Here is a 12,415-nt window from a genome sequence, read left to right on the forward strand (position 1 = left end):
CTACGGCGGCGTCCTCGTGGACCGTCTGCCCAAGCGGCCCGCGCTGCTCGTCACCCAGTCCGCGATGGCCGTCACCGGCCTGGTGCTCGCCGCGCTCACGCTCACCGGCCACGTCCAGGTCTGGCACGTCTACCTCGCCGCCTTCGCCGTCGGCCTCGCGACCGTCGTCGACAACCCCGCCCGCCAGTCCTTCGTCTCGGAGATGGTCGGCCCCAAGCAGCTGCAGAACGCGGTCAGCCTGAACTCGGCGAACTTCCAGTCCGCCCGTCTGATCGGCCCCGCCGTCGCGGGTGTCATGATCACCGGTGTGGGCACCGGCTGGGCGTTCCTCGCCAACGGCCTGTCCTTCGTCGCACCGATCGCCGGCCTGCTGCTGATGCGCGCCCGCGAGCTGCACGTCGTCGAACGCACCCCGCGCGGCAAGGGCCAGCTCCGCGAGGGCCTGCGCTACGTCGCCGGGCGCCCCGACCTGATCTGGCCGATCGTCCTGGTCGGCTTCATCGGTACCTTCGGTTTCAACTTCCCGGTGTGGCTGTCGGCCTACGCCGACCACGTCTTCCACGCCGGCGCCGGCGGCTACAGCCTGTTCAACACCGTGATGGCGGTCGGCTCCCTGATCGGCGCGCTGCTCGCGGCCCGCCGCGGCACCGCCCGGCTGCGTGTGCTGATCGCGGCCGCCGCCGCCTTCGGCGCGCTGGAGGTCGTGGCCGCCCTGGCCCCGTCCTACTGGCTGTTCGCGCTGCTGATGGCCCCCATCGGCATCTTCGGCCTGACCGTCAACGTCACGGCGAACACCGCGGTGCAGATGTCCACCGACCCCGCCATGCGCGGCCGGGTGATGGCCCTGTTCATGATGGTCTTCATGGGCGGCACGCCGCTGGGCGCGCCCGTGGTCGGCTGGGTCACCGACGCCTACGGCCCCCGGATCGGCTTCGCCCTCGGCGGTGCCATCTCGGTCACCGCGGCGGTCACCATCGGTCTGGTCCTGGCCCGTATGGGCGGCCTGCGCCTGGCCGTCGGCTGGCACCACGGCCACCCGCGGCTGCGGTTCGTGCCCCGCGAGGTCCGCGAGAACCTGGCGCCGGCGGCGTAGACCGGCACTCCGGCGCCCGTCAGGGCGCCGGAGCCGGTCGCGGGAGACGCCACGGCGGGACACTGGCCCCATGAGACTCTTCGTCGCCGTCATGCCCCCCGAGGACGTCATCGGCACTCTCGCCCAGGAGATCACCGAGTTGAAGAAGCTGCCCGGCGCGGACCGGCTGCGCTGGACCGGACGCCCGGGGTGGCACTTCACGCTCGCCTTCTACGGCGAGGTCGGCGAGGAGCTCCTGCCGGAGCTGTCGGACCGGCTGGGCAGGGCCGCGCGCCGTACGGAACCCTTCCCGCTCGCGTTGCGCGGCGGCGGCCAGTTCGGGCGCGGGAAGGTGCTCTGGACGGGGGCGGACGGCGACCTGCGGACCCTCGACTTCCTCGCCGAGCGCGCTGAGGCGGCGGCGCGGAAGGCGGGCGTGGAGATGGGAGAGCACCGCCGCTACAAGGCCCACCTGACGGTGGCGCGGGGCCGGGACGTCGTGGACGTCCGGCCGCACGTCCAGGTGCTCGGGCGGTTCGCCAGCCGCAGCTGGACGGTGGACGAGATCGTCCTCGTCCGCAGCAACCTGCCGAAGTCGGGCATGCCCGGCGAGCAGCCGCGGTACGAGGCGGTCGCCCGCTGGGCACTCGGCGCGGCCGGTTAGTCTCGAATACGTGGACCCGAAGACCCGTAACCGGATCATGGCCGGTGCGCTTGTGCTCATGTTCGTCGTCGTCGCTCTGGCGGCCGTGCTCGGCAGGTGACGCCGAGCACATCCCGCATGCCGAGCACGGCCCGCCGCGGTCGATCAGTGACCGGCTCGTCTCACCAGGCGAAGGCCTCCGGGGACGGTCCCGGACCCGGGAAGATCTCGTCCAGCTCGGCCAGCAGCTCCTCGCTCAGCTCCAGTTCGACGGCCCGCAGCGCGGACCGCAGCTGCTCGTCGGTGCGCGGGCCGACGATCGGACCGGTCACGCCGGGCCGGGTGAGCAGCCAGGCCAGCGCGACCTCGCCGGGCTCCAGCCCGTGCTTGTCGAGCAGATCCTCGTAGGACTGGATCTGCGCGCGGGCGACGGGGTCGGCGAGAGTGGTGGCGGCCCGCCCGGAGGCGCGGCGCCCGCCCTGGACCTCCTTCTTGATGACCCCGCCCAGCAGCCCCCCGTGCAGCGGCGACCAGGGGATGACCCCGAGGCCGTAGTCCTGGGCCGCCGGGATGACCTCCATCTCGGCCCGGCGCTCCGCGAGGTTGTACAGGCACTGCTCGCTGACCAGGCCGATGGTGCCGCTCCGGCGGGCCGCGATCTCGTTGGCCTGGGCGATCTTGTAGCCGGGGAAGTTGGAGGAGCCGACGTAGAGGATCTTGCCCTGCTGGACGAGCACGTCGATCGCCTGCCAGATCTCCTCGAAGGGAGTGCTGCGGTCGATGTGGTGGAACTGGTAGACGTCGATGTAGTCGGTCTTCAGCCGCTTGAGGCTGGCGTCGACGGCCCGGCGGATGTTCAGGGCGGACAGCTTGTCGTGGTTGGGCCAGACGGGAGAGTCGTCCAGGGCCATGTTGCCGTACACCTTGGTGGCGAGGACGACCTTGTCGCGGCGGTCGCCGCCCTTGGCGAACCAGTTCCCGATGATGGACTCGGTACGGCCCTTGTTCTCGCCCCAGCCGTACACGTTGGCGGTGTCGAAGAAGTTGATCCCGGCGTCCAGCGCCGCGTCCATGATCGTGTGGCTGTCCGCCTCGTCGGTCTGCGGACCGAAGTTCATCGTGCCGAGGACCAGCCGGCTGACCTTGAGTCCCGTGCGTCCGAGCTGTGTGTACTCCATGGTCACCAAGCCAACGTCCTGGAGTGCGCTCAAGGCAAGGGCAGTTGACCGGGCCCAGACGAAAGACCCCAGTCGCGGGGGAAGCCGTCCGTCTTGAGGACGAGGTCGACCACCGTGCCGGTCAGGTCGACGTCGGTGCCGAAGTCCACCTTCGGCGGCTCGGCGTAGTCGCCGTCCTTGGGGTCGGTGTGGACGTGGCACCGCCCCTGGTAGGGGTCGGCGATGACGTGGACGGGGACCTCGGCCTCCGCGTGGGCGGTCCTCTTGGGACCGTAGTCGTTCTGGGCCGTCCCCTGGGAGACGACCTCGGCGACGAACTCGAGTTCCTGGTAGCGCCAGTGGCCCGTGTCGTCCTTCTTCGCCGAGTCCTTGAGCAGGGCGATGCCCGGGCAGAAGCCGTTCTCGTGGCCCGGGAAGTCGACGCGGACGTCCGAGAATGCTTTGACGTCCCTCCCGAACTTGTCTTCCAGCGCGCGCACGATCCGGCGGATGGTGTCCCAATGAGTGTCCCGCTGCGGCGTCATGAAGACGCTGCCCCCGACGATCTCGACCCTGTATCCCTCGGGGACGGGCATGCGCTCAAGACGCTCGAACCACTCGTCCAGACGCTCGGTGTCGGCGTCGGCCATCTCGATCCTGTCTTCAAGGACGGTCACGGTCGCGCTCCTCCCCGGCTGCCCGCGAACAGGTACAGCCGCGCGGTACGACGATACGCACGGTGACCGGGAGACGCCGGAATCCGGTCAGCCTGTTCCGGCCGCGTACGAGTGTCCGATTCCCCACGCCTCCCACATCGCTCCAGCGAAGGCTCCCGCGATCCGGTGCTCCCCCCTCGCGTTGGGATGCGTGCCGTCGTAGGTGTCGGCGTGGATGTCGTACGACTCCGGAGGTGAGACGAGCAGGATCGGCGCGCGGGGCTCGTCCAGGTCGGCGACCGCCTTGGCCAGCAGGACGTTGAACCGGTCCACCTGCTCGGCGAAGGACGCGTCCGCCGCGGCCCGGATGTTCGGTATGACCGGGAGGAGGGCCATGCGTATGCGCGGGGCGGCCTCCCGCGCGCATGCCACGAACGCCCGTACGTTCTCGGCCGTCTGCTCGGCGTTCGTGTAGAAGCCCAGGTCGATCAGGCCGAGGGAGACCAGCAGGACGTCGGCCCGGTGCGCGCGCACGGCCTCTCCGATCAGCGGAGCCATGTGCAGCCAGCCCTCCCCCCAGCCGGCCAGGTGGGCGCGCGGGAAGTCGGGGTCGGCGTAGGCGTACGAGGTCGCCGCGTCCGCCGCCTTGTCGTACAGCGCCTCGCGCGGTCCGACGAAGGTGAACGGGCCGCCGTGCGTCACGCACAGGTGCCGCCACAGCCGGTAACGCCATGTGTGTTCGCCCGCGCTGCCGATCGTCATGGAGTCACCGACGGGCATGAACCTGAGCATCCGCTCATGATGGACGATCGACGCGCCACGTGCGATGTGAGGCCCGCCACCCCGCGTGAAGCGCCGCGCGTGATGGCAGGCTTGAGGGATGCGCCGACCGTTCGCCCTTCTCGCGGGGGCCCTGCTCGTGGGTGCCTTCGCCATGCCCGCCTCCGCCGCCGACAGGTCCGCCGCCGACGGGGACGGCGGCTTCACGATCAAGGACCCCCGGATCAAGGAGTCCAGCGGCCTGGCCGCCTCGCATCTGCACCCCGGCATCTACTGGACGCACAACGACAGCGACGACGGCCCGTACATCTACGCCGTGGACAGCAGGACCGGGAAGACCGTCGCCACCGTCACGCTCAGCGGCATCGGCAGGCCCCGCGACGTCGAGGCCATCTCCATCGGCCCCGGCAACCAGATCTACGTCGGCGACATCGGCGACAACCTCGACGGCACCTGGCCGTACGTGTGGATCTACAAGCTGCCCGAGCCGAAGGTGCTCAAGGACCAGACGATCCGGGCCACGCAGTACGTGGTGAAGTACGCGGATGGCGCCCGCAACGCCGAGTCGCTGGTCGTGCACCCGAAGACCGGGCGCGTGTACATCATCGACAAGAAGGAGGACGGCGGTCACCTGTTCGAGGGCCCGGCCCACCTGTCGCCCACCGGGACCAACGTCTTCAGGCCCATCGCCCCCGTCGACCTGTGGGCCACCGACGCCGCCTTCTCCCCGGACGGCACCCAGCTGGTCGTGCGCGGCTACTTCGGCGGGATCCACTACGACTGGAACGGCGGGAAGATCAAGCGCGAGGGCCGGCTCGACGTGCCGCTTCAGGGGCAGGGCGAGTCGGTCACCTACAGCACCGACGGGACCAAGCTGATGTACGGCAGCGAGGGCGCCGACAGTCCCGTACAGGCGGAGCCCGCGCCCGCCGGCGGCGGGGCGTCGAAGTCGCCCTCGGGCAGCGGGGGTCCGGGCGCGCAGGCGTCGCAAGGCGACGGGGGCGTCTCCGGCGAGCTCAAGACGGGGGCGGTGGCGGTCATCGTGGGGGCGGTCGCGGTGTTCGGGCTGGGGCGGTTGTTGCGTCGGCGGTCTTGACGGGTTCCTGAGACCGACGCTTCCATGGGGGACGCGGGGTGTGGGAGCGCTCCCACTCGTTCCGGGCCCGCGCCTCCGAGAGGAAGCAGCGACATGTTCCGCAGCTTACGAAGAGCGCTGTGCACCGCTGCCGCGGCGCTCCTGTTGCCGCTGGGCGTGGGCCTGGGCCTCGGCCTGCCGGCGACCGCCCACGCGGCCGGCGCGGCGGCCGGGAGTGCCGGCGCCGGCTACTGGCACACCGGCGGACGCCAGATCCTGGGCGCGGCCGGCCGGCCCGTCCGGATCGCCGGCATCAACTGGTTCGGCTTCGAGACCGGCAACCACGTCGTCCACGGCCTCTGGTCACGCGACTACAAGAGCATGATCGACCAGATGCGGACGCTGGGCTACAACACCATCCGGCTGCCCTACAGCGACGACATCTTCAAGGCCGGCACGATGCCCGACAGCATCGACTTCTCCGGCGGCAAGAACGCCGACCTCCAGGGGCTGAACTCCCTTCAGGTCATGGACAGGATCGTGGCGTACGCGGGTCACGACGGCCTGAAGGTCATCCTGGACCGCCACCGTCCGGACTCCGGCGGCCAGTCGGCCCTCTGGTACACCTCCGCCGTCCCCGAGTCGACGTGGATCAGCGACCTGAAGGCGCTGGCCACCCGCTACCGGGGCCAGGACACGGTCATCGGCATCGACCTGCACAACGAGCCGCACGACCCCGCCTGCTGGGGCTGCGGCGACCCGTCGACCGACTGGCGCCTGGCCGCCGAGCGCGCCGGCAACGCCGTCCTGTCCGTCAACCCGGACCTGCTGATCTTCGTCGAGGGCGTGCAGACCTACAACGGCGTCTCCGGCTGGTGGGGCGGCAACCTGATGGGGGTCGGCCAGTATCCGGTACGCCTCGACGTCGCCGACCGCGTCGTGTACTCCGCGCACGACTACGCCACCAGCGTCGCCCAGCAGAGCTGGTTCACCGACCCGGCCTTCCCCGCCAACATGCCGGGCGTGTGGGACAAGTACTGGGGCTATGTCTTCAAGCAGGACATCGCCCCGGTGTGGGTGGGCGAGTTCGGTACCACGCTGCAGTCGGCGGTGGACCAGAAGTGGCTGTCGGCGCTGGTGAGTTACCTGCGCCCGACGTCGGCGTACGGCGCCGACGCCTTCCAGTGGACCTTCTGGTCATGGAACCCCGACTCCGGTGACACCGGCGGCATCCTGAAGGACGACTGGCAGACCGTGGACACCGTGAAGGACGGCTACCTGGCGGGCATCAAGGCGCCGGGATTCCCGGCGAGCGGCGGCGACGACGGGGGCGGTGGCGGCGGCGGTGGCGGCACCACGCCCGCCTGCAGCGCGGTGTACGCCGTCAGCAGCGACTGGGGCAGCGGCTTCAACGCCCAGGTGACGGTGACCAACACGGGCACGACCGCCCTCAAGTCCTGGAAGGTGACCTGGACCTGGAGCGGCTCCCAGAAGGTCACCAACATGTGGAACGCCACCTACACCCAGAGCGGGTCGAGCGTCACGGCGACGAACGCCGACCACAACGGGTCGATCCCGGCGGGCGGTTCGACGAGCTTCGGCTTCGGCGGGGCACCCGGAGGCGGGAGCGCGCCGAGCGTGAGCTGTTCGGCGGCGTGACGAACGAGGGCGCCCGGTGTCCGCCGGGCGCCCTTCGTCGTCGTACGAACCGTGTGCGGCGGTTACAGCTTCTCGATCACGTAGTCGACGCACTTCGTCAGCGCCTCGACGTCCGCCGGGTCGATCGCCGGGAACATCGCGACGCGGAGCTGGTTGCGGCCCAGCTTGCGGTAGGGCTCGGTGTCGACGATGCCGTTGGCGCGCAGCACCTTGGCGACGGCGGCGGCGTCGATGTCGTCGGCGAAGTCGATCGTGCCGATGACCTGCGAGCGCTTGGCCGGGTCGGTCACGAACGGGGTCGCGAACTTCACGTCCTCCGCCCAGCCGTACAGCGTGCGCGCGGAGGTCGCGGTGCGGCGCACGGCCCAGTCCAGGCCGCCCTGGCCGTTGATCCACTCCAGCTGCTCGTTGAGCAGGAAGAGGGTGGCCAGGGCCGGGGTGTTGTACGTCTGGTTCTTGCGGGAGTTGTCGATCGCCGTGGGCAGGCTGAAGAACTCCGGGACGTGACGGCCGGACGCGTGGACGCGCTCGGCGCGCTCGAGGGCGGCCGGCGAGAACACGCCGATCCACAGTCCTCCGTCGGAGGCGAAGGACTTCTGCGGGGCGAAGTAGTAGACGTCGGTCTCGGCGATGTCGACCGGCAGGCCGCCGGCGCCGCTGGTGGCGTCCACCAGGACCAGCGAGCCCTCGTCGGCGCCCGTGACCCGCTTGATGGGCATGGCCACGCCGGTCGAGGTCTCGTTGTGCGTGAAGGCGTAGACGTCGACGCCCGCCTCGGCCTTCGGCTCCGGGTGCGTGCCCGGGTCGGCGGATACGATCGTGGGCTCGTCCAGCCAGGGGGCGAGCTTGGCGGCCTTGGCGAACTTCGAGCTGAACTCGCCGAAGCTCAGGTGCTGGGACTTGTGCTCGATCAGGCCGTGGGTCGCGATGTCCCAGAAGGCGGTGGAACCGCCGTTGCCGAGCACGACCTCGTAGCCGTCGGGGAGCTGGAACAGCTCGCTGATGCCCTCGCGCACCTTGCCGACCAGGTTCTTGACGGGGGCCTGGCGGTGGGAGGTGCCGAGGAGGGACGTGCCGGTGGCGGCGAGGGCGTCCAGCGCCTCCGTCCGCACCTTGGAGGGACCCGCGCCGAAACGTCCGTCCGCGGGCTTGATGTCAGAGGGAATCTGGATCTCAGCCACGAGCCGGAGGGTATCTCTTCGGCGAAACCGGACGGAAACGTGTCCGTCCGGTGAGACGTGTCGGATGAGACGACTTCCGCCGTCCGGTGGACCTGTGGGGACCTACGAGGCCGCGGGCGCCGTCGGCGCGTCGCCGCAAGGACCGTCGCCACCGTCCGTGGACGGGCTGTCAGCGGCCGGGTGCATCCTGGAGCCATGACCGATCACCACTGGGAAGTCGGGCAGGAAGCAGTCGGGCGGGAAGGCGGATCCGCCGGGCTCGGGCTCTCGGAGCTCGCGGCGGAGCTGCGCCGGGACGTCCGGGGTGACGTGGCCTTCGACGTCACCTCCCGGGCGCTGGTCACCATGGACGCCTCCAACTACCGGCGGGTCCCGCTGGGGGTGGTGGCCCCGCGGGACGCCGACGACGTGGCGGCGGTGCTCGCGGTGTGCCGGGAGCGCGGGGTGCCGGTGGTGGCGCGGGGCGGCGGGACGTCGATCGCGGGGCAGGCGACCGGGACGGGCGTGGTGCTGGACTTCACCCGGCACATGAACCGGGTGCTGGAGATCGATCCCGAGGCGCGTACGGCCGTCGTACAGCCAGGGCTGGTTCTCGACCGGCTCCAGGAGGCCGCCGCGCCGCACGGGCTGCGCTTCGGGCCCGACCCCTCCACGCACAGCCGGTGCACTCTCGGCGGGATGATCGGCAACAACTCCTGCGGCTCGCACTCGGTGGCGTGGGGGACCACCGCGGACAGCGTGCGGGAGCTGTCGGTGGTCACCGCGCGCGGGCGGCGGCTGCGGCTCGGCCAGGAGTGGGCCGGGGCGCCGGACGGGCTGCGGGAGCTGGCGGAGGGGGAGCTCGCGCGGCTGCGGACGGGCTTCCCGGAGCTTCCCCGGCGCATCTCCGGGTACGCGCTGGACGCGTTGCTGCCGGAGAAGGGCGCGGACGTGGCACGGTCGTTCTGCGGTTCGGAGGGCACGCTCGGCGTGCTGACCGAGGCCGTCGTCCGGCTGGTGGCGGCGCCCCCCGCGCGGGCGCTGGCCGTGCTGGGGTACGCCGACGAGGGCGCCGCCGCCGAGGCCGCCGCGGGTCTGCTGCCGTACGGGCCGCTCACGGTGGAGGGGATGGCGCGGGATCTGGTGCCGGCCGCGGCGGCCGGGCTGCCCCGGGGCGGCGCCTGGCTGTTCGTGGAGACGGGCGGTCGCACGGCGGCCGAGGCACGCGCGCGTGCGGAGGCGATCGCGGGCGCGGCCGATGCCGTGGACGCGCTGGTCGTCACCGACGCGGCCGGGCAGCGCGCGCTGTGGCGGGTGCGGGAGGACGCGAGCGGAACGGCGACCCGGATGCCGGACGGCAGCGAGGCGTGGCCGGGCTGGGAGGACTGCGCGGTGCCGCCGGCCCGGCTGGGCGCGTATCTGCGGGAGTTCCGGACGCTGTTGTCCTCCCACGGGCTGCGCGGCACGCCGTACGGGCACTTCGGGGACGGCTGCATCCACGTCCGGATCGACTTCGACCTGCTGACGCCGGCCGGCGTCGGGCGTTTCCGGCGGTTCTCCGAAGAGCTCGCCGAGCTGGTGGTGGCGCACGGCGGTTCGCTGTCCGGGGAGCACGGGGACGGGCAGGCCAGGGCCGAACTGCTGCCGAAGATGTACGGCGAGCAGATGGTGGCCCTGTTCGAGCGGGCCAAGGGCCTCTGGGACCCGGACGACCTGCTCAACCCCGGGATGCTGGTCCGCCCGGCCCCGCTGGACGCGGGCCTCCGCTTCTCCGTGCTGCCGCGCGAACCCGTGCCCGTGGCCTTCGGCTACGCGGCCGACGGCGGTGACTTCTCGGCGGCGGTGCGCCGGTGCGTGGGGGTCGCGAAGTGCCGTACGACGCAGGTGTCCGGGGCGGCGGTGATGTGCCCCTCCTTCCGCGCCACGGGGGAGGAGCGGCACTCCACGCGCGGGCGCGCCCGGCTGCTGCACGAGATGCTCGCCGGCGAGCTGGTGACCGACGGCTGGCGGTCCACGGAGGTCCGCGACGCGCTCGACCTGTGCCTGTCCTGCAAGGGCTGCCGCTCCGACTGCCCGGTCGAGGTCGACATGGCCACGTACAAGGCGGAGTTCCTGCACCACCACTACGAGGGGCGCCGCCGCCCCGCCGCCCACTACTCCATGGGGTGGCTGCCGGTGTGGCTGCGCTGGGCGGCCCGGACCCGCACGGCACCGGTGGTCAACGCGCTGGCCGCCGTACGCCCGCTGGCCGCGATGGCGAAACGGCTGGGCGGAATCGCACCCGAACGGGGGATCCCGCGGCTGGCGGCGGAGCCGTTCACCCGATGGTGGCGCCGACGGCCGCGGCGGGCGCGCGAAGGCGGCGGGGACGTCGTCGTCCTGTGGCCGGACACCTTCACCGAGCACCTCTCGCCCTCCGTGGGGCGGGCCGCCGTACGGGTGCTGGAGGCGGCCGGGCTGCGCGTGGCGCTGCCGCCGACCGTACGGCTGCGCAGGCCGCCTGTGGGCGGCGGAGGGGCGGGGCCGCTGAACCCGGTGTCCGTTCTGCGCGGCGCGAGGCGGGGACGGGTGTGCTGCGGCCTGACGTACGTCTCCACCGGCCAGCTGGACCGGGCCCGCGCGGTGCTGCGCCGCACCCTGCGTCTGATGGAACCGGTGCTGGAGACCGGCGCCCCGGTCGTCGTCCTGGAACCGAGCTGCGCCGCCGCGCTGCGCACCGACCTGCCGGAGCTGCTCCCGGACGATCCGCGCGCCCGCCGCCTGGCCGACCGGGTACTGACCTTCGCGCAGGCCCTCGAGCGCCACGCCCCGGGCTGGACCCCACCCCGCCTGGACCGCCCGGTGGCCGGGCAGACCCACTGCCATCAGCACGCCGTCCTCGGCGACGGCGCCGACCGCCGGCTGCGCGAGGCGGCGGGCCTGACCGGCGACCTGTCCGGCGGCTGCTGCGGCCTCGCCGGCAACTTCGGCTTCGAGCGGGGCCACTGGGAGGTGTCCACCGCCTGCGCCGAGGAGCAGCTGCTGCCGTCGGTACGGAGGGCCGGGGCGGCGACCGAGATCCTGGCGGACGGCTTCTCCTGCCGTACCCAGCTGGAGCAGCTGGCGGGCATACGGGGACGGCATCTGGCGGAGGTGCTGGCGCAGGCGCTGGACGCGCGGGCCGAGGAGGGGGGCCGAGAGCGGCCCGGTACGCGCGGGGCGAACACAGGCACGTGATCGGAGACCGTGCGCCGACGATGGCCGCATGGAGCTGACCGAGGAGCTGAACCGGATCGCCGTCCTCTCCGACATCCACGGAGTCCTGCCCGCCCTGGAAGCGGTGCTCGCGGAACCGGAGGTGGCCGCCGCCGAGCGCGTCGTGCTCACCGGTGACATCACGGCCGGCCCGCAACCCGCGGAGGTCCTGGACCTGCTGCGGGCCCAGGGCGAGAGGATGCTGTGGGTGGCGGGCAACGCGGACCGGGAACTGGTCGAGTTCCGCCGGGGCGAGCGGACGGAGATCCCCGACCCGATCGGCCCGTTCGCGGCCGCCGCGCTCCGCGCCGACCAGGTCGACTTCCTCGCCGGCCTGCCGCGCACGCTCACCCTCACCGTCCGCGGCCTGGGGAAGGTGCTGTTCTGTCACGCCACGCCCCGCGACGACGAGGAGGTGGTTCTGGTCGACTCCCGTCCCGCCCGCTGGGCTGAGGTCCTCGCCGGCGTCGACCCCGACGTCCGCACGGTCGTCTGCGGCCACACCCACATGCCCTACGTCCGCCTCGCACACGGCCGCCTGGTCGTCAACCCGGGCAGCGTCGGCATGCCCTACGGCCGTCCCGGCGCCCACTGGTGCCTCCTCGGGCCGGGCACCGACCTGAGGGTCACGCCGTACGACGTCCGGGCGGCGGCCGAGCGGCTGGTCGCGGACTGCGCCTACGAGGACGTCGAGGCCTGGTCCGACTACTTCCTCCACGCCCGGGCGACGGACGCGGAGGCGCTGGAGGTGTTCCGGGCGGCGATCCCCGCGGACTGACCGGTGCCGGCGTCCGGCACCGCCCGGCAGCGGCATACGGTATTGGCATCCGAGACAGTTGCGTAATAGCTTCACACGCCTGACCGCGGTCTACTACCCTGGACTCGGAAGTACATCGCGATGAACGAACCCCGGGCCCAGCGCCCCTGACCGAGCCTCTGGACCGCCCGTGAGCACCCCCAGCGCCGCCACCGAACTGAA

Annotated in this window: 10 protein-coding genes; 6 read left to right on the plus strand and 4 right to left on the minus strand. The window is 72.1% G+C overall.

Annotated elements, in window-relative coordinates:
• Together BZY54_RS39140 and thpR are read left to right on the plus strand one after the other, a co-directional pair.
• Nucleotides 1-1,093, plus strand: a 1,093-nt coding sequence (locus BZY54_RS39140) for an MFS transporter (protein ID WP_086730116.1), incomplete at its 5' end; no start/stop codon positions are given.
• Between the two features lie 70 nt (nucleotides 1,094-1,163).
• Nucleotides 1,164-1,736 carry an RNA 2',3'-cyclic phosphodiesterase gene (gene thpR / locus BZY54_RS39145; RefSeq protein WP_086730117.1) on the plus strand — a complete coding sequence of 191 codons (573 nt, stop codon included), beginning with the start codon at nucleotides 1,164-1,166 and terminating at the stop codon, nucleotides 1,734-1,736.
• 161 nt (nucleotides 1,737-1,897) lie between these two features.
• Here the strand turns inward: thpR and BZY54_RS39150 are convergent, their stop codons facing one another.
• The 3 genes from BZY54_RS39150 to BZY54_RS39160 all read right to left on the minus strand — a co-directional run bounded on the left by BZY54_RS39150 (nucleotide 1,898) and on the right by BZY54_RS39160 (nucleotide 4,320).
• Nucleotides 1,898-2,893: an aldo/keto reductase gene (locus tag BZY54_RS39150; RefSeq protein ID WP_086730124.1), complete on the minus strand. Its 996-nt coding sequence runs from the start codon at nucleotides 2,891-2,893 to the stop codon at nucleotides 1,898-1,900.
• 29 nt (nucleotides 2,894-2,922) lie between these two features.
• The gene (locus tag BZY54_RS39155; protein ID WP_167414145.1) at nucleotides 2,923-3,549 is read right to left on the minus strand and encodes a Uma2 family endonuclease; all 627 of its coding nucleotides are present in this window, start codon (nucleotides 3,547-3,549) and stop codon (nucleotides 2,923-2,925) included.
• Nucleotides 3,550-3,636: 87 nt separating this feature from the next.
• Nucleotides 3,637-4,320, minus strand: coding sequence for a GDSL-type esterase/lipase family protein (locus BZY54_RS39160; protein ID WP_086730118.1), 684 nt, complete (start codon nucleotides 4,318-4,320; stop codon nucleotides 3,637-3,639).
• A gap of 88 nt (nucleotides 4,321-4,408) precedes the next feature.
• Between BZY54_RS39160 and BZY54_RS39165 the strand changes: the two genes are divergently transcribed.
• The gene (locus tag BZY54_RS39165) at nucleotides 4,409-5,404 is read left to right on the plus strand and encodes a WD40 repeat domain-containing protein (RefSeq protein WP_086730119.1); all 996 of its coding nucleotides are present in this window, start codon (nucleotides 4,409-4,411) and stop codon (nucleotides 5,402-5,404) included.
• Nucleotides 5,405-5,497: 93 nt separating this feature from the next.
• The gene (locus BZY54_RS39170) at nucleotides 5,498-7,042 is read left to right on the plus strand and encodes a cellulase family glycosylhydrolase (RefSeq protein WP_086730120.1); all 1,545 of its coding nucleotides are present in this window, start codon (nucleotides 5,498-5,500) and stop codon (nucleotides 7,040-7,042) included.
• A gap of 62 nt (nucleotides 7,043-7,104) precedes the next feature.
• Here the strand turns inward: BZY54_RS39170 and serC are convergent, their stop codons facing one another.
• The gene (serC, locus tag BZY54_RS39175; protein ID WP_086730121.1) at nucleotides 7,105-8,223 is read right to left on the minus strand and encodes a phosphoserine transaminase; all 1,119 of its coding nucleotides are present in this window, start codon (nucleotides 8,221-8,223) and stop codon (nucleotides 7,105-7,107) included.
• Between the two features lie 195 nt (nucleotides 8,224-8,418).
• Between serC and BZY54_RS39180 the strand changes: the two genes are divergently transcribed.
• Nucleotides 8,419-11,418, plus strand: a complete 3,000-nt coding sequence (locus BZY54_RS39180) for an FAD-binding and (Fe-S)-binding domain-containing protein (RefSeq protein WP_086730122.1) — start codon at nucleotides 8,419-8,421, stop codon at nucleotides 11,416-11,418.
• Between the two features lie 28 nt (nucleotides 11,419-11,446).
• Nucleotides 11,447-12,214, plus strand: a complete 768-nt coding sequence (locus BZY54_RS39185; protein WP_086730123.1) for a metallophosphoesterase family protein — start codon at nucleotides 11,447-11,449, stop codon at nucleotides 12,212-12,214.
• Nucleotides 12,215-12,415: the final 201 nt, after the last annotated feature.

The sequence above is a fragment of the Streptomyces carpinensis genome, from assembly GCF_002154505.1.
Lineage (GTDB): Bacteria > Actinomycetota > Actinomycetes > Streptomycetales > Streptomycetaceae > Streptomyces > Streptomyces carpinensis.